This is a genomic window from Fructilactobacillus sp. X3R5C2, assembly GCF_059901175.1.
The window spans coordinates 1-18,859 of sequence record NZ_JBWXVC010000002.1; the positions used below are offsets into that span (position 1 = coordinate 1).

Annotated in this window: 18 protein-coding genes and 13 tRNA genes; 27 read left to right on the top strand and 4 right to left on the bottom strand. The window is 36.9% G+C overall.

Annotated features, from left to right (window positions below; translation table 11 throughout):
* Position 1: 1 nt before the first annotated feature.
* The 13 genes from AC6UD4_RS01975 (at position 2) to AC6UD4_RS02035 (ending at position 1,184) form a co-directional block, all read left to right on the top strand.
* A tRNA-Pro gene (locus tag AC6UD4_RS01975) sits at positions 2-75 on the top strand.
* A gap of 25 nt (positions 76-100) precedes the next feature.
* Positions 101-174 (top strand) — tRNA-Met (locus tag AC6UD4_RS01980).
* Between the two features lie 9 nt (positions 175-183).
* A tRNA-Ile gene (locus tag AC6UD4_RS01985) sits at positions 184-257 on the top strand.
* A 66-nt stretch (positions 258-323) separates the two neighbouring features.
* Positions 324-413 (top strand) — tRNA-Ser (locus tag AC6UD4_RS01990).
* Positions 414-422: 9 nt separating this feature from the next.
* Positions 423-496 (top strand) — tRNA-Met (locus tag AC6UD4_RS01995).
* Between the two features lie 4 nt (positions 497-500).
* Positions 501-575, top strand: a tRNA-Asp gene (locus AC6UD4_RS02000).
* 7 nt (positions 576-582) lie between these two features.
* Positions 583-655, top strand: a tRNA-Phe gene (locus tag AC6UD4_RS02005).
* Between the two features lie 19 nt (positions 656-674).
* Positions 675-745, top strand: a tRNA-Gly gene (locus tag AC6UD4_RS02010).
* 16 nt (positions 746-761) lie between these two features.
* Positions 762-836, top strand: a tRNA-Ile gene (locus tag AC6UD4_RS02015).
* Positions 837-838: 2 nt separating this feature from the next.
* Positions 839-926 (top strand) — tRNA-Ser (locus AC6UD4_RS02020).
* A gap of 8 nt (positions 927-934) precedes the next feature.
* Positions 935-1,007, top strand: a tRNA-Glu gene (locus AC6UD4_RS02025).
* Positions 1,008-1,031: 24 nt separating this feature from the next.
* Positions 1,032-1,105 (top strand) — tRNA-Met (locus AC6UD4_RS02030).
* Between the two features lie 4 nt (positions 1,106-1,109).
* Positions 1,110-1,184 (top strand) — tRNA-Asp (locus AC6UD4_RS02035).
* Positions 1,185-1,245: 61 nt separating this feature from the next.
* Here AC6UD4_RS02035 and AC6UD4_RS02040 read toward each other — a convergent pair.
* Entirely contained in the window at positions 1,246-1,746 is a 501-nt protein-coding gene (locus tag AC6UD4_RS02040) for a hypothetical protein (RefSeq protein WP_500693954.1), read from the bottom strand.
* 103 nt (positions 1,747-1,849) lie between these two features.
* Here AC6UD4_RS02040 and AC6UD4_RS02045 point away from each other — a divergent pair, with 103 nt between their 5' ends.
* From AC6UD4_RS02045 to AC6UD4_RS02065, 5 genes are all read left to right on the top strand, one after another.
* Entirely contained in the window at positions 1,850-2,590 is a 741-nt protein-coding gene (locus AC6UD4_RS02045) for an MBL fold metallo-hydrolase (protein ID WP_500693953.1), read from the top strand.
* Between the two features lie 15 nt (positions 2,591-2,605).
* Positions 2,606-3,310 carry an adaptor protein MecA gene (locus AC6UD4_RS02050; RefSeq protein ID WP_500693952.1) on the top strand — a complete coding sequence of 235 codons (705 nt, stop codon included), beginning with the start codon at positions 2,606-2,608 and terminating at the stop codon, positions 3,308-3,310.
* An 85-nt stretch (positions 3,311-3,395) separates the two neighbouring features.
* On the top strand, positions 3,396-4,439 hold the full coding sequence (locus AC6UD4_RS02055) for a competence protein CoiA (RefSeq protein WP_500693951.1): 1,044 nt from the start codon (positions 3,396-3,398) through the stop codon (positions 4,437-4,439).
* A gap of 15 nt (positions 4,440-4,454) precedes the next feature.
* Entirely contained in the window at positions 4,455-6,257 is a 1,803-nt protein-coding gene (gene pepF / locus AC6UD4_RS02060) for an oligoendopeptidase F (protein WP_500693950.1), read from the top strand.
* 80 nt (positions 6,258-6,337) lie between these two features.
* Positions 6,338-7,147: an aldo/keto reductase gene (locus AC6UD4_RS02065; protein ID WP_500693949.1), complete on the top strand. Its 810-nt coding sequence runs from the start codon at positions 6,338-6,340 to the stop codon at positions 7,145-7,147.
* Positions 7,148-7,197: 50 nt separating this feature from the next.
* Here AC6UD4_RS02065 and AC6UD4_RS02070 read toward each other — a convergent pair whose 3' ends face one another.
* Entirely contained in the window at positions 7,198-7,782 is a 585-nt protein-coding gene (locus AC6UD4_RS02070; RefSeq protein ID WP_500693948.1) for a DsbA family protein, read from the bottom strand.
* A gap of 176 nt (positions 7,783-7,958) precedes the next feature.
* Here AC6UD4_RS02070 and AC6UD4_RS02075 point away from each other — a divergent pair, with 176 nt between their 5' ends.
* From AC6UD4_RS02075 to AC6UD4_RS02095, 5 genes are all read left to right on the top strand, one after another.
* Positions 7,959-8,594: a GTP pyrophosphokinase gene (locus AC6UD4_RS02075; RefSeq protein WP_500693947.1), complete on the top strand. Its 636-nt coding sequence runs from the start codon at positions 7,959-7,961 to the stop codon at positions 8,592-8,594.
* The gene (locus tag AC6UD4_RS02080; RefSeq protein ID WP_500693946.1) at positions 8,591-9,403 is read left to right on the top strand and encodes an NAD kinase; all 813 of its coding nucleotides are present in this window, start codon (positions 8,591-8,593) and stop codon (positions 9,401-9,403) included. The genes AC6UD4_RS02075 and AC6UD4_RS02080 overlap by 4 nt, the downstream gene beginning before the upstream one ends.
* Positions 9,396-10,277: an RluA family pseudouridine synthase gene (locus AC6UD4_RS02085; protein ID WP_500693945.1), complete on the top strand. Its 882-nt coding sequence runs from the start codon at positions 9,396-9,398 to the stop codon at positions 10,275-10,277. Before AC6UD4_RS02080 ends, AC6UD4_RS02085 begins: the two co-directional genes overlap by 8 nt.
* A 248-nt stretch (positions 10,278-10,525) precedes the next feature.
* Positions 10,526-13,051, top strand: coding sequence for an SH3 domain-containing protein (locus AC6UD4_RS02090; protein ID WP_500693944.1), 2,526 nt, complete (start codon positions 10,526-10,528; stop codon positions 13,049-13,051).
* A 72-nt stretch (positions 13,052-13,123) separates the two neighbouring features.
* Positions 13,124-13,921 carry a MucBP domain-containing protein gene (locus tag AC6UD4_RS02095; RefSeq protein ID WP_500693943.1) on the top strand — a complete coding sequence of 266 codons (798 nt, stop codon included), beginning with the start codon at positions 13,124-13,126 and terminating at the stop codon, positions 13,919-13,921.
* Between the two features lie 80 nt (positions 13,922-14,001).
* On the opposite strand, the gene AC6UD4_RS02100 is transcribed toward AC6UD4_RS02095, so the two are convergent.
* Positions 14,002-14,583 carry a copper homeostasis protein CutC gene (locus AC6UD4_RS02100; RefSeq protein ID WP_500693942.1) on the bottom strand — a complete coding sequence of 194 codons (582 nt, stop codon included), beginning with the start codon at positions 14,581-14,583 and terminating at the stop codon, positions 14,002-14,004.
* A gap of 129 nt (positions 14,584-14,712) precedes the next feature.
* Between AC6UD4_RS02100 and AC6UD4_RS02105 the strand changes: the two genes are divergently transcribed.
* On the top strand, positions 14,713-15,225 hold the full coding sequence (locus AC6UD4_RS02105; RefSeq protein WP_500693941.1) for a tRNA (cytidine(34)-2'-O)-methyltransferase: 513 nt from the start codon (positions 14,713-14,715) through the stop codon (positions 15,223-15,225).
* 18 nt (positions 15,226-15,243) lie between these two features.
* On the top strand, positions 15,244-17,637 hold the full coding sequence (locus AC6UD4_RS02110) for an FtsK/SpoIIIE family DNA translocase (protein WP_500693940.1): 2,394 nt from the start codon (positions 15,244-15,246) through the stop codon (positions 17,635-17,637).
* Positions 17,638-17,686: 49 nt separating this feature from the next.
* Here the strand turns inward: AC6UD4_RS02110 and AC6UD4_RS02115 are convergent, their stop codons facing one another.
* Positions 17,687-17,812 (bottom strand): DUF4044 domain-containing protein, encoded by a 126-nt coding sequence (locus AC6UD4_RS02115; protein ID WP_500693939.1) that lies wholly within the window; start codon positions 17,810-17,812, stop codon positions 17,687-17,689.
* A 96-nt stretch (positions 17,813-17,908) separates the two neighbouring features.
* Here AC6UD4_RS02115 and AC6UD4_RS02120 point away from each other — a divergent pair, with 96 nt between their 5' ends.
* Together AC6UD4_RS02120 and mraZ are read left to right on the top strand one after the other, a co-directional pair.
* Positions 17,909-18,298, top strand: a complete 390-nt coding sequence (locus AC6UD4_RS02120) for a DUF3397 family protein (protein WP_500693938.1) — start codon at positions 17,909-17,911, stop codon at positions 18,296-18,298.
* Positions 18,299-18,431: 133 nt separating this feature from the next.
* On the top strand, positions 18,432-18,857 hold the full coding sequence (mraZ, locus tag AC6UD4_RS02125) for a division/cell wall cluster transcriptional repressor MraZ (protein WP_500693937.1): 426 nt from the start codon (positions 18,432-18,434) through the stop codon (positions 18,855-18,857).
* Positions 18,858-18,859 lie beyond the last annotated feature (2 nt).

Genomic DNA, 18,859 nt, shown 5'->3' on the forward strand with positions numbered 1-18,859 from the left:
TCGGGAAGTAGCTCAGCTTGGTAGAGCACCTGGTTTGGGACCAGGGGGTCGCAGGTTCGAATCCTGTCTTCCCGATTAGATACTTTTATGTATCTTAAATCGCGGTGTAGCTCAGCTGGCTAGAGCGTCCGGTTCATACCCGGGAGGTCGGGGGTTCGATCCCCTCTGCCGCGATTAGGTCTTGGACCTTTAGCTCAGTTGGTTAGAGCAGACGGCTCATAACCGTCCGGTCGTAGGTTCGAGTCCTACAAGGTCCATCCGAACGCTGTTTGGTGGGCGTTGAGGTTTATTGACTTATATGTTACAATTACTTTGTTGTTTTTGGAGGATTACCCAAGTCTGGCTGAAGGGAACGGTCTTGAAAACCGTCAGGCGAGTCAAATCGCGCGAGAGTTCGAATCTCTCATCCTCCTTTATATTATCGCGGGATAGAGCAGTCTGGTAGCTCGTCGGGCTCATAACCCGGAGGTCGTTGGTTCAAATCCAGCTCCCGCAATTTTGGTTCGTTGGTCTAGTTGGTTCAGGACGCCTGCCTGTCACGCAGGAGATCACGAGTTCGAGTCTCGTACGAACCGCTTAAATGGCTCGGTAGCTCAGTTGGTAGAGCAACGGATTGAAGCTCCGTGTGTCGGCAGTTCGATTCTGTCCCGCGCCACTTAATTTAATATTTTTATGCGGGTGTAGTTTAGTGGTAAAACCGTAGCCTTCCAAGCTACTGTCGCGAGTCCGATTCTCGTCACCCGCTTTTATTTGTTTTATTTGGGTCTATAGCTCAGTCGGTTTAGAGCGCACGCCTGATAAGCGTGAGGTCGATGGTTCGAGTCCACCTAGACCCATTGGAGAAGTACTCAAGTGGCTGAAGAGGCGCCCCTGCTAAGGGTGTAGGTCGCGCAAGCGGCGCGAGAGTTCGAATCTCTCCTTCTCCGTTTATTATGACCCGTTGGTCAAGTGGTTTAAGACACTGCCCTTTCACGGCAGTAACATGGGTTCGAATCCCGTACGGGTCATCATTATTTTTACTATATAATTATCGCGGGATAGAGCAGTCTGGTAGCTCGTCGGGCTCATAACCCGGAGGTCGTTGGTTCAAATCCAGCTCCCGCAATTTTGGTTCGTTGGTCTAGTTGGTTCAGGACGCCTGCCTGTCACGCAGGAGATCACGAGTTCGAGTCTCGTACGAACCGTATCATTATCATATAAAAAAAGAGATGAATTATTCATCTCTTTTTTTATATCTATTAATTATTAATTATTTGTTGGTGCAACCCGTTGATAACTGGCTGAGCGGTAATCAATGTTAGGATCGTTTTTAAATTTAGAAACAATACTTTCAGGACGATTAGCCCAATCATTGTATGCGTATGCTCCACGCCATAAAGTGAGAATAATACGCTTAGTATGATCCTTTGAATCTGACATATAATACCCCGAAAACATTCCGCTTGGTAATTCAGGACTGCTCATGAAGGTGTTCATGTTTGCATCTAAAACTTTACGTTGGTCATCTGATGGTGAAAGTTCCACATAATTAATGAAATAACTCCAGTTGTCTTCGCCAACGTGTGAAAGGACGTCATAAGTGATGGGACTTTTGAAAATTGATTCCTTTCCACTGTAATCCAGGAGCTGGAGGCCTGAATCGTTATTGTTGGTAGAGAATAGTGCTAAATCTCTTTCAGGATTACTTTTCATGATGTGCACTAATACATTCTTCGTGCCAAATGTTACAGAAATTTGTCTTATCATATTATTAACTTCCTTTTGATGTAAATTGCTTCATAATTAGTTTAGAATAAATCCTAATGAGTTAAAAGGAAAATGTCCTAATTTTTGGAAATGGGGGATAAAAATGAAACTTACGGTTTTAGGTGATTATGGTGGTTATCCTTATGATGGAATTGGTACTAGTGGATATTTAGTTACTAGCGGTAACTTTAATTTGTTGATTGACTGTGGGAGCGGAATAATGCTCTCATTAGAGAAGGTCTTAGACCCACTAAAATTAAATGCAATTATCTTGTCACATTATCATGCAGATCACATCGCTGATGTTGGGGTGTTACAGTACTATTGGCAGTTACATGATAAACGCTATGATACAGATGTTTTACCGATTTACGGAAATACAACCGATCAGATTCATTACAACCAGTTAGATTGGCCCAATTCGACTGAGAAAGAACCCTTTAGTGCTGATAGTGAACTTGAAGTGGGACCATTTACAGTCACATTTTTAAAGACGATTCATCCCGTGCCAGCCTTTGCGATGAAGATTGTTGAACGATCATCTGGAAAAGTATTGAGTTACACAGCTGATACACGTTATTTTGATGGTCTAATTAATTTTGTTAAGAACTCTGATATGTTAATATCAGATACGAATTTCTTTGAGGACGTAGATGGTAAATTGTGGCATATGACCTCTAAACAATCTGGTCACTTAGCTCGATTGTCAGATAGTAAGAACCTGTTAATAAGTCATCTTCCTCAAAATGGTAGTCACGTAAAATTGTTACAGCAAGCACAACAAGCCGCTGGCAAAAAGGTTAATGTTGAATTGCCTAAAATAAGAAAGGCAATTAGGATTTAGGAGGCGATTTGTTTTATGAAATTCCATCGTGTTAACAAAGATACAATCCGTGTACTGATTAACAAGGAAGACTTAAAAAAGCATGGAATTGGGATGCTTGATCTTTTAGGGAATCGAGAAAAATGTGAACAATTTTTCTATAGCATTCTTGATGAAGCTGACGTTGAAAAAGACTTTACGGATACAGATACGGTTTTGTTTCAAATTCTTCCTAGCCAAGATGGATTAGAGTTATTTATTAGTAAAGATAAGAATATTTCGAATCAAATTGGCGATAATGGTGGGATGTTACCTCCATTAAATGAAAATGGAAAACAAAGAACCAGCAAAAACGTTAATGATATTCGCAAGATGTATGATACCTTTGATAAAAAGACTGGTAAACGACTAATTCCAATCAAATTCAATTCATTTGATGATTTAATTGGGCTTGCCAATAAATGGAAGGAAGTTACTCCCCGCCATTCAGTAGAATTAAAAACTGATTTGTATCAATATCAAAATTCGTATATTATTATGTTCAGATACTATTTGAATGGTCAGTACGATAGTGAGGGTAATTCTAATCTTGATGACCTTAATCATATGATTAATGATGAAATGGGAATTGTTTATGAGTATGGGAAAATTGCGCCACTGACTGAAGACAAATTAAAGAAGTATGGTAAGCAAATTACGGTTGGTGATGCACTTGAAACAATTGCATATTATTTTAAGTAAAAAGATTCGCATTTAGCGAATCTTTTTTCGTATATTGCGAAGGGTCTTTTTTATGTTAATGGCTTTAGAAAATGGAAAGCTTATTATGGCACGAGATGCCAAAAGGAATCATAAATATTATTGCTGTGATTGTGGTGAATTGGTGGTTTTGAAAAAGGGTATTAATAAAATTCCACATTTTGCTCATCAAGCAAATTCGAAGTGTAAAACGGGAGCCGGTGAATCTTATGCGCATACACTTGGCAAAGACATCATATTAAACTCGTTACCATGTGATGCTGATGTAGAGGTATATTTACCAGCTTTAAAACAACGAGCGGATATTCTTTTGAGTAATATGGCAATTGAGTATCAATGCAGCCCTATTAGCTTTCAACAGTTGAGTAAGCGGGTAGCTGGTTACCATTCAATTGGTCTAGAATCTTCTTGGATCTTGGGAATGAAATATTATAAAAAGAAGGTTTCAAGTCCTTCAGTACTTCAATTCATTAGATATCATAAAAACACGGGGTACTATCTTGTTTATATGAATTCTTTTAGATCACGATATTTTATCCGCTACCAAATTCATCAAGTTGATGGGGTCTATCGTTACCGAGAGAAGTCATTTAAACGCTGGTATTCAATGTTTGAATTTTTTAACAAAAAGCAATCTGATAAATTAAGGCAGCCCAATTTAATCAAGGTATGTAAACAAATTGAGAAGAAAGTTCGCTATCGTGATCAGGGGATGATGGCTTTACAGGAATACTGCTACCTAAATGGCAAGACGGTGACTGGATGTCCACTTATTTGTCATCATTATCGGATGTTGCCTCCAGTTTTCGGTCACCAGTGGTTGACTTGGGAAATAATTTTCGTCTGTGAACTAAAAAAGTGGGTTGGTAAAAGTATTTTTCAATTTATGGATAAAGTATATCAAGAAAGCCATTTTGCTGATCCAAATGATCAATTTGTTTTTCTAACCAATGTTGAAAATGTAAGGAAGGCTTATATTCAAAGGTTTGTGGCTTGTTTGATTCATAATAAGCTGTTGGTGATTGATGATGGAAAGATTGAACGAGTTGAAGAATTTACGTGGTATAGAGATGTTTATGCTAAGATAAGCATGATTAAGAAACGTTCATGAAATGGAGATTGTAAAATGTCAAAGATAAATGATTTGCCAAATCGAAACGAGGTTCCAAAAGAATTAACTTGGGATTTGACTACTGTGTATAAGGATCATGCGGAGTTCGAACGAGCATATAGTGAAGCTAATGATTTAGTTGGAAAGGTTAGTCAATTAAAGGGGCAACTTGGCTTAAATAGTGAGTCGCTTTTAAATGTAATTAGGCAAGTATTGGACTTGAATCGAAAATATGAAAAGTTATATGTTTATGCTCAGTCAGCTAGTGATGTTGATACTACTAATAATGAATTACAGAGTGACATGGACCGGGTTAATAAATTAGGAAGCAAAGTTGGTCAGGCACAGTCTTGGTTAGAGCCCGAAATCATTTCCTTAGGGTCTGAAAGCATCAAACAGTTTATTAGGGAAAATCCAAAGTTAGAAGAATATCGAAGATTTTTTGATAAGATTTTAGTTAATCAGGATCATGTCTTACCTGAGGACCAAGAAAAGTTGATGGCTAGGGCTTCAACAATTTTTGAGGCACCCGAAAAGACATTTGGAATCTTAGATAGTTCTGACCTTAAATTTCCTCAGGTGAATGATGGGTCGGGTAAAAAAGTACGGCTTTCTAACGGTATTTATAGTTTACTCTTGGAGTCGCAAGATCGAAAAGTGAGAAAGAATGCTTTCAAATCCTTTTACTCAACCTTTGATCAATTTCAAAACACGCTTGCTTCAACTTTGTCAGCAGAAGTATCTGTTCATAACTTTGAAGCACAGACGAGAAAATATGATTCAGCAAGACAAATGGCAATGAGTGAAAATGAGATTCCTGAAACTGTCTATACAACCTTAGTAAAAAGTGTTCATGATCACTTACCGTTATTTCATCGGTACGTTGCGCTCAGAAAAAAAGCTTTGAATGTTTCTGAATTACACATGTATGATATGTACGTGCCATTAAGTGGAAAACCAAGTCTCAAGTATTCCTTTGGGCAAGCGAAGGATGAAGCTTTAAAGGCACTGAGCGTTTACGGTCCGGATTACGTTAAACACGTTAAAGAAGAATTTAATAATCGCTGGATTGATGTAGTTGAAAATAAAGGGAAACGAACGGGAGCATACTCATCTGGGATGTATGATACGAATCCATTTGTTTTGCTTAATTGGCAAGATAATCTTGATAATTTATACACTTTGGTGCACGAAACAGGACATAGTATGCACAGTTACTATACTTCTCATAACCAACCATACCAGTACGGCGATTATTCAATTTTTGTGGCCGAAATTGCGTCAACTACTAACGAAAATATCTTGACTGATTACTTACTTAAAAATAATTCTGATCCAGAGGTTCGCAAATACATCCTTAATTCCTACTTAGATGGAGTAAAGGGAACAATTTTTCGGCAAACCCAGTTTGCTGAATTTGAAGAGTTTATCCATCAATCAGAACAAGAAGGAAAGTCATTAACTGCGGAATTTATGAACAAATATTACTTTAATTTGAACCAAGAGTACTATGGAAAAGACGTTGTTTCTGATCCTGAGATTCGACTTGAATGGTCTAGGATTCCCCATTTTTACTATGATTTCTACGTTTATCAGTACGCAACTGGTTTTGCGGCTGCTTCCGCATTAGCGGATCGAGTTATGAGTGGAGATCCTAAAAAGATTGATTCGTATCTGAACTATTTAAAATCAGGAAGTAGTAAGGATCCTATTACTATTATGAAAGCAGCTGGAGTTGATATGACTAAACCGGATTATTTAAATCAAGCCTTTGATAAGTTTGAAAGACGCTTAGATGAACTGGAAAAAATGCTTTAAATATACGGTGAGCACAATGTTTGAAATATTATGTGAGAGGAATATGCTGTACTTGTAATTAATTGAGGAGGGGTGTTTGCATGACAGCTGAAGATGAAACATTTACTTTAAATAATGGGATTAAAATCCCACAGATCTTTTTTGGAACCTATGAAATTCCAGCTAGAGAGACGGAAAAGAGTGTCGATCAAGCATTAAAAGATGGTTATCCTGGGATCGATACTGCACGTGATTATGGAAATGAACGTGAAGTTGGAAATGCAATCAAGAACAGTGATGTTAACCGTGATGATATTTTTCTGACCACTAAGATTGAAAGCCCAGAATCTTATGATGAAGCAACTAAAATGATTGATGAAGCATTAGAAAAATTACAAACTGACTATATTGATTTAATGTTGTATCATTGGCCTGCAGGTGATTTAACGGAAACTTACAGAGCAATGGAAGATGCCGTTAAGGCTGGTAAACTAAAGAGCATCGGTTTGTCCAACTTTTATGGTGATGATCTCAGTACCATTTTGAAGAGTGCAACCATTAAACCAGTTGTCGATCAAGTTGAGACTAACGTATTTCGGCAACAAAGGGACTTTTTGCCGGTTGCTAAAAAAGATGATTTACGACTGGAAGCTTGGTCACCATTTGCACGAGGTCGTAACGGCTTCTTTACCAATGAAACGTTGGGAAAGATTGCTCAAGCTCACGATAAGACCATTGGTCAGGTGGGCCTTCGCTTCTTAATTCAAAATGGAATTATTGTTTTACCACGATCCACTAAACCAGATCGGATTAAAAGTAATTTGGATATTTTCAATTTTGAGTTAACACCCGATGAAATGAAAGAAATTAATAAACTAGATACTGAAAAGAGTCAATTTGGTTGGCTTTAATAGTCAAAAAAAGGGTTTCACACTTTTAAAAGTGTGAAACCCTTTTTATTCTAGAGAACTCGAAGATTATTTGTTTGTTTAATTTTACCATCAAGCTCTCTTGATTCCTTTTGAATTATGTGATTACAAATATCAAATAATTCTTGGTAATCAACTTTATCAATTAGTAAACCGTTGTCTGAAGAATCACAGTCAAATATTACTAAATTACCATGATTTGAAATATTCATTTCTGAAATCATTTGTTGATCAGATTGAAAGGTGCTCTCAGTTAATTTTGAACGACGGTCTTCTTTAAACATTTCCAAGTCTAGATTAGCTTTTTGGGCAATGTCGTAAACTAAGCTATCACAGTAAGTCATGTTTCTTTTTAGAATGTCGTGCTGTAGTGCAAACAAAAAGGTTCGACCCTTTTTTGCTCCTTGAAATAGTGCTGCTTTATAATCAAGGATTAGTTTATATGGAAGAAGTTGTGAGTGAGCTTCCTTATTACCTGATATAACGCTAAGGTTCATGATCGGAATGATTCGAAATGATGTCTTACAGGGTAATTGCTTTGATAAACGATCAATAGTTTGTTCAGATTCAGCACAATCACTGCAAGTTGGGTCTACAAATAAATATAGTTCAATCATAACTTTTTCCTTTCCTAGTTTGTTATCTTTCTCTTCTATAACGACGCACTTACTAGATTATCATTTTTTTATAAAAATTCAATAAATTTGTTTTAGTACTCTTATTATACTGGGATGATAATTAAGTGTGGTATTATGTTTCTGGAACAATATGACAGACTGGAGATTGTTGTTTTATGGTGAAGAATTGGGATGACTTTTTATTTCCATATCAAGAAGCTTCAAATGAATTAAAATTAAAATTACGTGGGATTCGCTCCGAGTACTTAGAACGTGGTGAACGCTCACCAATTGAGTTTGTTACTAGTAGAATTAAGCCAATCGATAGTATCAAGGAAAAGATGCAGCGACGTCACATTGAAGAATCACGTTTGTCTGAAGACATGGAAGATATTTGTGGGTTGCGCATTATGTGTGAATTTCTTGATGATATTTACACGGTAGTAGACATTCTTAGAAAACGAAATGACATTAATATTTTAGAAGAACGGGATTACGTTAATAATGAGAAAGCCAGTGGCTACCGTTCATACCACATTGTATTTAGTTATCCCTTGCAGTTAGTCGATGGGCAAAGGGATATTCTGGCTGAAATTCAAATTAGAACTTTAGCAATGAACTTTTGGGCTACCATTGAACATTCTTTAAATTATAAGCATCCTGATGTTTTTCCTCCTGAAGTTCATAAGAGGTTACAGGGGGCATCGGAAACCGCTTATAAGTTGGATGAAGAAATGTTAGAGATTAAACAAGAGTTAGATCGAGATCTTAAGGATCAAAACGATAAACACGAATCGAGGGACCAAAAATGAAAATTGCAATTTATAGTAACGATGGTGAGACCTCGAGTCGAATTGCATCGGAATTATCAAAAGAGATTGAAAATGCAAAAGATTTAGAAATTGATGAACTTAATCCTGAAATTGTAATTTCCGTTGGTGGAGATGGTACGTTACTTTCTGCTTTTCATCATTACGATGATTTGACTGACAAGATTAGGTTCGTTGGAATTCACACGGGTCATTTGGGATTTTATACTGACTGGCGTGATACTGAAGTGACCCAGTTGGTTGAAAGTTTGAAGCATGATAATGGTCAAAGTGTTAGCTATCCCTTATTAGATATCGAAGTAGATTATGCTGATGGTGGCCAACCAGATTATATGATTGCGCTAAATGAGGCTACCTTTAAAAAACTGTTCGGAACGATGGTGGCCAAAGTCTTCATCAAAGGAGAACTTTTTGAAAACTTTCGTGGCGATGGATTATGTATTTCAACTCCCACTGGATCAACCGCATACAATAAATCAGTAGGGGGAGCAATTATTTCGCCTAAGTTCAATTCAATTCAAGTGGCTGAGATGGCTTCAATTAATAACCGGGTTTTTCGAACGATTGGTTCACCGATCATTATTCCACCAACTGAATCCATTACGATTGTGCCGGAGGTATCACTCCATAACGTTCTAACATACGACCAGTTATTAATTAAAGATCGTCCAATTAAGTCCATTAAATTCAAAATTTCCAAACGAAGAATTTATTTTGCCAAATATCGTCACACTCATTTTTGGCAGCGGGTAAGTAATTCATTCATTGGGGAAACCCTTGACGATGATTAGTTTTGATTGGATTTATGATGAATATAAACCCATGAAAGTCAGAACGTTTGTGATGAAAAATGGGGTTACCAGATCGCTGCTTAAAAGTATTCGTTATCATGGTGGTCACTTGATGGTGAATAGCAGGGATGTTTATACTAGTTTTGAATTATCACGTGGTGATCGAGTTAAGGTCATTTTGCCACCTGAAGAACAAAATGATTTTTTACAGGTTTCAAATTTACCGATTAAGATTTTATTTGAAAATGATAATTTTCTGGTAATTGATAAGCCGGTCGGAGTTGCTTCAGTTCCTTCACATATTTATCCTAATGACACAATTTTAAATCGTGTTTTAGGTTATTATGTTCGTAATGATTATCCAAGTAAGAAGGTTCACATCGTTAATCGGCTTGATCGTGATACGAGTGGTCCGGTTATTTTTGCTAAGAATCATTTAGCTCATTCGGTACTTGATAAGCAACTGAAAGACCGACAGGTAAAAAAATATTATGTTGCCGTTGTGTTAGGTGAACTTAACATCAAGCACGGGCAGATTGTGCTCCCAATTGGTAGAAAACCAGGATCATTTATCGAACGAGAAGTCAGAAATGACGGCAAATATTGTCGAACTGAATTTTGGACATTGAAGGTTAATAATGGAATGTCGTTGGTCAAAATTAGGTTGCATACGGGGCGAACACATCAAATTCGGGTTCATTTTGCAAGAATTGGCTATCCGCTTGTGGGAGACTGGCTATATAATCCTCACGAACACAGCAATAAACGGCAAAAACTACATTGTTATCAGACAATTTTTTTTGATCCGTTTGAAAAAAAGGGCATCAAAGTCGAATCCCAAATTCCTAGTGATTTTAAAGAGTTATTGAATTAAGATTTATTGATTTTTATAATATTTGGTTAGCTAAAACATATAATTCTAGGACACTGGTGTCCTAGAATTTTATTTTTTCATGAGTTAAAGATGAGCCAAAATAAATAATTAAGTAAATTGGGGTAGACATTTTTAAGATTTCACTTTAGAATAATTACTATTAATATTGTTTATATTTTTATTAATTTTTGATCGTTAGATGTTATACTTAATTATGATGTTACAGTTTTGAAAAGGAGAGATAATTGATGAAGAAGCTCATTAAGAAGCACAACCAAATGGCTCTTAGTACCGGAGAGACTAAACGCCGTAACAAGTTGGTGAAAACCAAAAAGGGCTGGATGAAAGTAGCTATGGGTACGGTCTTTGCCAGTGCGGCATTGTTCACGTTTAACTTAAATAGTTCAGTAAATGCTGATAAGGTAAGTACTGTCCCAGTTTCTGAAAGTGAACCGGCTTCAAATGTTCAACCAAAGAAGGAAATTGTTCAAGAACAACCAACAGTTGCAAACACTAATCAAACCCAAAACAATAGTGGTTCAGCCCAAGTGGAAAACACTAATAAGACTGCCACTCAGTTACAACAAGCAGAATCAGTAAATGGTGAGACAAATACAGAAGTTAAGAATTCTTCTGAAACAAATGTACATACACCAACATTACAATCAAGTGATTCTAAACAATCTCAGAACGAAAATGAAGTTACTACTGATAATCAACAACCAACTAAGACTGATCAATCAGTTCAAACTAACTCATTAAATGATAGTAATGCTGTTTCAAAATCGACCGAGACTAATAATGTCAAAGATCAGAATAATTCTAATGAACAGCAACAATCACCAAAAGTTTCAGAGACTAGTGATCAAAAGCAAGTAACAAAAGCTGATGATAGTCAACAATCAGTACAAAATTCTGAAGTTGCTCTCAAGGCAGCTGATAATGCTGAAAACGAGAACAAAGTTTCTGAAAATAATAATGAGCATCAACAGAATGCAGATCAAAATCAAAACGTTAACTTAAAGGCTGACGTTGCCACTCCAGATAAGCAGATTGGTCCTGGTTATTATGATTCAAGCGTTGAAAACAACGTAAATCAAAACGTGCAACGCCCATCACAATATACTAATTTTAATGTTTCAAATAACACTAATTTTGCCAGTTATACTCAGGACTTTATTAATAAGGTGACTCCTGGTGCAATTGCTGGATGGAAGAAATATGGTGTTTTACCATCAATTTCAATCGCTCAGGCCATCATTGAAAGTGGTTGGGGGAGATCTGGATTAGCCGTTAAGGGTAACAATTTATTTGGAATCAAAGGTTCTTATAACGGTCAATCAATTTACTTTCCAACTCAAGAATACATCAATGGACACTGGGTTACTGTTCAAGCAGCCTTTAGATTATACCCAAGCTGGGCTGCAAGCATTGAAGACCATGGTGCTTTCTTAAGAGACAACCCACGTTACAGCAACTTACTTGGCGTACGAGATTACGTGAGTGTAGCCTATGCTTTACAAAATGATGGATATGCGACTGATCCTAGTTATGCTCAGACACTTATTAACTGTGTCCGTAACTATAATTTAACTAGCATCGATCAAATCGCCTTTCAAGATGAAGGTAATCCACTACCAGCTCCTGATGTTAAGCCAGCTTCTGGTACTTATACCTTCAGTCAAACCACCAATATTAGAACTTCACCAAGCCTAAGTGCTCCAGTTGTAGGACAATATAAGGCTGGAGAAAGTGTCATTTACAATGGGACTGTTGATGCTGATGGATATACATGGTTAAGATACAAATCATATTCTGGTGATGATTTGTATGTTGCTAAGGTAAGCGACGTACCAGCCTCAAATCCAGAGTCAAATGTCACACCAGCTTCTGGAACCTATACATTCGGTCAAACTACTAACATTAGAACTGCTCCAAGTACTAGTTCTCAGATTGTAGGTCAATACGATGCCGGTGAACGAGTTGTTTATGATGGTACTATCCAAGCCGATGGATACACATGGCTAAGATATCGTGGTGGATCAGGTGCCTATCGTTACGTTGCTAAATTAAGCAATACTTCCACTCCCGCACCTAATCCAGATGCAAACGTTAAGCAAGAATCAGGGATGTATACCTTTAATCAAACTACCAACATTAGAACTGCTCCAAGTACTAGTGCACAAATTGTGGGACAGTACGATGCCGGTGAGCGAGTTGTTTATGATGGTACTGTTAATGCCGATGGATACACATGGTTAAGATATAAGGCAGCTTCAGGTGCCTACCGTTACGTTGCTAAACTAGATAACAATACTTCAACTCCAAATAACCAACCAAATGTCACTGAAACTTCAGGTACTTATACATTTGGTCAAACTACAAACGTCAGAACTGCTCCAAATACTAATTCACAGGTCGTAGGCCAATATAATGCTGGTGAACGAGTAGTGTACGATGGCAAAGTAATTGCTAATGGATACACATGGTTAAGATATCGTGGTGGATCAGGTGCCTACCGTTATGTTGCTGAATTAGGAAATGGTTCTGTTTCTGGTAACAACCAATCAGACGTTACTCCCACTTCTGGCCGATTTACTTTCAGACACGCTACTAACATTAGAACTTCACCAAGTACTAGTTCACAAGTTGTGGGACAATATGATGCTGGAGAAAGCGTTGTTTATGATGGCAAAGTAATTGCTAATGGATACACATGGTTAAGATACCGAGCAGCTTCAGGTGCATATCGTTACGTTGCCGACTTGAACTAAAATTAATTAGGTGAAAATAATTTTTAGAAACACCCTTAAACATTTTCAAATAAATGAAATGGAGTATGGATTATGAACTTAAAGAAAGTAACCTCACTAATTTTAATTAGTTTTGCAGTGGTCACCATTGGAGTGTTTGTGCCTAATGTGGGACATGTTAATGCGCAAACTACTCAATTTGCGCAGGGTAATAGTGGTCAAGGGGAGATTGTAGTTCACTACGTTGATCAAAATGGTCACGTAATTCGTCCTGCAACCACCGCCATGGGAGCAACTGGTAGTACCTATATTGCGTCGATTCCTAACATTCCTGGATACAAGTATTCTAGTATTCAAAATGGACAAAATAATAGTAATGGTCCCCAAATGACATTTGGTGGTAGTGATAGTTCGACAGATATTATGGAAATGACGATTATTTATTCATCAACTGGTAACAGTACGGCAAATAATAAACAACCTAACCGTGCTAATGCTGGTGTGAGTTCCAATGGTAGTAATAGTAGTCAGACTAATGGTAAGAATAAAAATAGTAACGGGACTAGTGATAGTTCAGCTACTGGTACCCAGAAAAATGCTACTAGTAATAATCAGACAAATGAAAAAGCCAAGGATCAATCAAAGGCCAAAGATAATTCCCAAAAACCCAATGCTGATAAGAATGCCAAGGATAAAAAGAATCAATCTGATAAGAAGAATCAGAAAAATAAAAAGGCAAAAAAAGATCATGACAAAAATGATGCTAAGCACGAGAAAAAAGATGGGAGCATTACTCCCTGGGTAGTTGGAGGAATTATTGTGGTGGTAGTTGCTGGAGTTGGTGCTTTTCTATGGCACAAGTTCAGAGGACCACGTCATTTTGAGCATTAAAAAAGTTCATTGATTGGAGAAAAACAAATAATCCCGTAACGTTAGTTTTTAGCGTTACGGGATTATTTTTATAGCTGAAGCTATTTTTTGTTAATTATAATATTGGGATCAGCAATCTTTTGGACCTTATCCAATTCATCTTTGGACTCTACGAGTGGAATTAACTGAAGATTCTGATAATTTTTTATTTTTGCAGATAAACTTTCTATTCTGGTTGATGCAACTACTCCAGCAAAGTTATTGTTATCAATCCAGTTCAGAGTATCAGTCCATTTTTTTTCAATTATTTGATCAAATGCAGGTGAAAAATACAGTTGCATGCCGCCTGCTGCTGCCATCAAAATTTCCATGGCCTCTAAGTCGACTTTATTTTGGTCATTTAAAGCACCAATAATGACACCATCAACACCTAACTCTTGGCATTGGAAAAGATCATCTTCCATGATTTTTATCTCAGAATCATTAAAGGTACTAGTATTATTATTTGATGAAATTAAGACGTCGAGGCTTCGCTTTTTTTCGTGAGCATATTTACATGCTTCTGCGATAAATCCACGACTAGGGGTCATCATTTCCTGATTAATTGCAATTTTTAATTGAGAACTTTCAAGTTCAGCAGATACCTCTCTAAATTTTGATACAAGTGGTTCAACGATTGTCATATAAACTACCTCCTGCAACAATTATAACTATTATAGATCTGAATTGACATCGATTTTGCGCTTAAATGGAATTAGACGCGTGATATAATTGAAAAAGAAAGTTATTGAACGAATTATTGGAGGATGTAAATGACTAATCATATTGCATTATTTGAACCATTAATGCCAGCTAATACTGGCAATATTGCAAGAACATGTGCGGGAACTGATACCGTTCTTGATTTAATTAAACCATTGGGTTTTTCGGTTGATGATAAACACTTAAAGAGAGCTGGATTAGATTACTGGGATAAGGTTAAGATCAATTATCACGAGAATCTTCCTGAATTTTTAAAAACCATTCCAGACAAGCAAAGGTTGTTTTTGGTTTCAAAGTTTGGGAAAAAGGTGTATACAGATCCTAATTATAGTGATGATAACGTGGATTATTATTTTTTGTTTGGAAAAGAAACGACGGGATTGCCCGAAAACTTTGAACGTCAGTATTCCAAACAAGCTATTAGAATTCCTCAAGATGATTCTCATATTCGAGCATTGAATTTATCGAACACTTGTGCGATTGTAATGTATGAGGCTTTAAGGCAACAGAAATTTGCTGGACTTGAAGTGACTCATACTTATGAGCATGATAAATTAAAATAATGCGAAGGGGTGCCTTAGTTGGCTCAACGAAAAACAAAACGTAAAACTACAAAGCGTAAAATAACGAGAAAACGTCGTCCAAGGAAAAAAAGAAATTCTGTTTGGAACAAATTAAAGAACTTTTGCGGTGAAAAGAAATTAAATATCATTGGTTTGATTTTTATGTTGATCGCCGTTTTAGGCTTTTTCAGCTTAGGAATGGCGGGGACCCTGTTTGCTAATGTATTTCGGTTAGTGGTTGGGAACGCCTACCAGGTTTTGGCAATTTTTCTAGGTGTTTTTGGCATCTTATTGCTTCTAGGAATTAAGATTCCTCGAATCGATTACCATTATATTTTGGGTTTTTTGATAGCATTTATTGGTTGGATTTTAAACTTATCCATTACCTTTTCGAATTCTTTAAATTCCCATGTTAACTTTGTGTCCACCACCTTCAATGCGTTACTTTCTGATATTACTAACGGTGTCTCTACTAGTAACGTTGGGGGTGGGATGATTGGCGCTACGTTATTATCTTTTTTCGATACCCTTATCTCGTTAGTTGGGACTTTGATCCTTGCTTACAGTTTAATGGTCGTTGGAGCGATCATCTTCTTTAAACTACCAGTTATTAAGTGGCTCAAAAGCTTTTTGACTTGGTCAGCTAAGTGGTTTACTGCGATTATTGCGTCATTTAATCGGGCGCACCTGAATAATCAAGAGCGACGAAATAATCGAAAATTACAAAAGCAGCAATCAGCAAAGACAAATCAGTTTCAAGATTATCTAGGACATCAAAAAGAAAATGAGAAGAACAGTTCGCGGTCTCAAGCATCCGTTAATTCACCAACTGTTCCAGTCAATAAGCCAACGGAACATGTTGGTGTTAAACAAGATGAGAATACTCCTCACATAACGGTTGCAAGTAAGAAGCCTAAACGGAATCATTTTGATAATGAAACCAAAACGAGTTTACCAACTTTTGAAAATAATTCTTCTGGTAACCACTATCAACTTCCTTCAACTAATCTCCTTACTAAAGTGCCAGAGCAAGATCAGACTGCAGAATATAATGCGATCGATAAAAATACGAAAATTCTACAAAAGACTTTAAAGAGTTTCGGGGTTGATGCTGAGGTAAAAAATGTAAGCTTAGGACCATCGGTCACCGAATATGAGTTGCATCCAGCAATTGGTGTAAAAGTTTCTAAAATTGTCAATTTGAGTGATGATATTGCACTTGCATTAGCAGCAAAAGACATCAGGATTGAAGCACCAATTCCAGGCAAATCTTTAATTGGGATCGAAGTTCCTAATAAAGCAATTTCGACCGTTTCGTTTCGGGATGTATTTGAAAATCAGACTGGTAACAACCATGGTATTCTAAATGTTCCTTTGGGTAAAAACGTTAACGGTGACGTTGTTTCTTGCGATATTACCAAGATGCCTCATTTGTTAATTGCGGGATCAACTGGAAGTGGTAAGTCGGTTGCAATTAATTCAATTCTCACTAGTATTCTTTTAAAAGCTACTCCCGACCAGGTTAAATTTATGTTAATTGACCCTAAGAAAGTTGAGTTGGGTGTTTATAATGGGATTCCTCATCTTTTAAGCCCAGTGGTTTCAGATCCTAAGAAAGCCGCTCGCGCTCTTCATAAAGTGGTTGATGAAATGGAACATCGTTATGAGATGTTTGCCCAGACAGGTCAACGTAAAATTAGTGGATATAATAAGTATATTCAAGAAAAGAATCGGACTGAAGGTACGGCTCTTCCAACTCTCCCATACATTGTAGTGGTTGTTGATGAACTAGCTGATTTAATGATGACGGTCTCAAATGAAGTGGAGAGTGCCATCATTAGACTAGCTCAGATGGGAAGAGCAGCTGGGGTTCATATGATTTTGGCAACTCAACGTCCGTCAGTTGATGTTATTACCGGATTGATTAAAGCTAATGTCCCATCAAGAATCGCTTTTGCGGTATCAAGTGGAGTTGATTCAAGAACAATTTTAGATACGAATGGAGCTGAAAAATTACTTGGGAGGGGTGATATGCTGTATCTCCCGATCGATCAAAACATTCCAGCGCGTGTCCAAGGTTCCTTTATTTCTGATAGTGATGTTGAAAACGTGATTGATTTTGTCAAGAAACAAGCTGAGCCAGAATATGATGACTCAATGATGGTTACTGATGCTGAAATTAAAGAAGAAGAAAAAGACGATGATGAGGATGATCTATTTGATGATGCTCTGAAATTTGTTGTAAAAGAACAAAAAGCCAGTACGTCGATGATTCAACGTCAGTTTCGAATTGGTTATAATCGGGCGGCTCGGATTGTTGATGATATGGAACAACGTGGGTATATTGGACCACAGCATGGAAGTAAACCTAGAGACGTCTATAAGAAGCCTTCTTCTGATGATGAAAAATAAAAAGACACTCTGAATTTGCTTCAGAATGCCCTAAAACGATATTATTAATTTACATGCCACCAAAGAAAGCAGCTGCTGATCCAGCAACCACTGATAAAATGGTTGCAATAATCATTAACCAAACAAAGATCATTAAGATCTTTTGAAACGTTGTTTTATCTTTCCATTTATTCAAAGTATCCACCACTTTCAGTATTCATACTGTCACAATTCTAACTTTGAACTAAAAATATTGCAAATCACTTATTATACCTAATTTACGAGGTTAAAAATGGTCAATTATATATCTAATCTACATTTATTAGTGGAGTCATTAATTAAGCCCTTACTCCTTTTCATTATTATTGGTTTTATTATTATTTTTTTTAAGCGCATTACTAAAAATCGGATGTTTCAACGGCTGAGTGTTCTTGATTCATTTCCAATCATTGGAATTTGGTTAGTTCATGTCATTACTATGACGAGTCATGGATTTTCGTTTTTGCCATTATTCATTTTGGCTTGGATGATAATTGGGATTATCTTTTTGTTTTACCGAGTGATCGATGAAGGACAGTTGTTGCCAAAACAATTTTTAGTTAATTTTTGGCGAATAAGTGACATTTATTGGATAATTATTTTTATATTTTCTTTGATTGTAAAAATTATTATAATACACTGATATAAAAGCATTCCTGGGATTTGTTTTCCGGAGTGCTTTTATTTTTTGTGGATTTTTATGGAGGCAAAGTGGTAGGAAGTGGTTTATTGTGGTAAACTAAATTTATATTTAGGGGAGAAGGGAATGATGAATTATGTTCATGGGCGAATATCGACATAACATCGATGCCAAGGGACGTCTCATCATTCCCGCTAAATTTAGAGATTTATTAGGAGATAAATTTGTCATTACTCGTGGTTTAGATGGCTGTCTTTTTGGGTATACCGAGAATGAATGGCAAAAAGTTCAGGATAAGATTAATGAACTGCCCTTTAACAAAAAAGATGCGCGAATGTTTGCACGTTTTTTCTTTTCTGCGGCCACTGAATGTGATATTGATAAACAAGGCCGAGTCAATATCCCGACCGCTCTTTGTAAGTATGCCGACCTGACCAAAAGCTGTGTTTTGGCTGGAGTATCGACTAGGTTTGAAATTTGGGATGCTTCTAAGTGGGATAGTTATACGGATGAGGCTTCGAGTGAGTTCAGCGATATTGCTGAAAATTTACTTGATGTCTAACT

Coding starts and splice junctions, on each gene's coding strand:
- AC6UD4_RS02100 (WP_500693942.1), bottom strand. CDS start 14,583: ATGACAATCGTTGAACCACTTGTATCAAAATTTAGAGAGGTATCTGCT.
- AC6UD4_RS02085 (WP_500693945.1), top strand. CDS start 9,396: ATGATTAGTTTTGATTGGATTTATGATGAATATAAACCCATGAAAGTC.
- AC6UD4_RS02105 (WP_500693941.1), top strand. CDS start 14,713: ATGACTAATCATATTGCATTATTTGAACCATTAATGCCAGCTAATACT.
- AC6UD4_RS02055 (WP_500693951.1), top strand. CDS start 3,396: ATGGCACGAGATGCCAAAAGGAATCATAAATATTATTGCTGTGATTGT.
- AC6UD4_RS02080 (WP_500693946.1), top strand. CDS start 8,591: ATGAAAATTGCAATTTATAGTAACGATGGTGAGACCTCGAGTCGAATT.
- AC6UD4_RS02065 (WP_500693949.1), top strand. CDS start 6,338: ATGACAGCTGAAGATGAAACATTTACTTTAAATAATGGGATTAAAATC.
- AC6UD4_RS02095 (WP_500693943.1), top strand. CDS start 13,124: ATGAACTTAAAGAAAGTAACCTCACTAATTTTAATTAGTTTTGCAGTG.
- AC6UD4_RS02090 (WP_500693944.1), top strand. CDS start 10,526: ATGAAGAAGCTCATTAAGAAGCACAACCAAATGGCTCTTAGTACCGGA.
- mraZ (WP_500693937.1), top strand. CDS start 18,432: ATGTTCATGGGCGAATATCGACATAACATCGATGCCAAGGGACGTCTC.
- AC6UD4_RS02075 (WP_500693947.1), top strand. CDS start 7,959: ATGGTGAAGAATTGGGATGACTTTTTATTTCCATATCAAGAAGCTTCA.
- AC6UD4_RS02050 (WP_500693952.1), top strand. CDS start 2,606: ATGAAATTCCATCGTGTTAACAAAGATACAATCCGTGTACTGATTAAC.
- pepF (WP_500693950.1), top strand. CDS start 4,455: ATGTCAAAGATAAATGATTTGCCAAATCGAAACGAGGTTCCAAAAGAA.
- AC6UD4_RS02045 (WP_500693953.1), top strand. CDS start 1,850: ATGAAACTTACGGTTTTAGGTGATTATGGTGGTTATCCTTATGATGGA.
- AC6UD4_RS02040 (WP_500693954.1), bottom strand. CDS start 1,746: ATGATAAGACAAATTTCTGTAACATTTGGCACGAAGAATGTATTAGTG.
- AC6UD4_RS02070 (WP_500693948.1), bottom strand. CDS start 7,782: ATGATTGAACTATATTTATTTGTAGACCCAACTTGCAGTGATTGTGCT.
- AC6UD4_RS02120 (WP_500693938.1), top strand. CDS start 17,909: ATGGTCAATTATATATCTAATCTACATTTATTAGTGGAGTCATTAATT.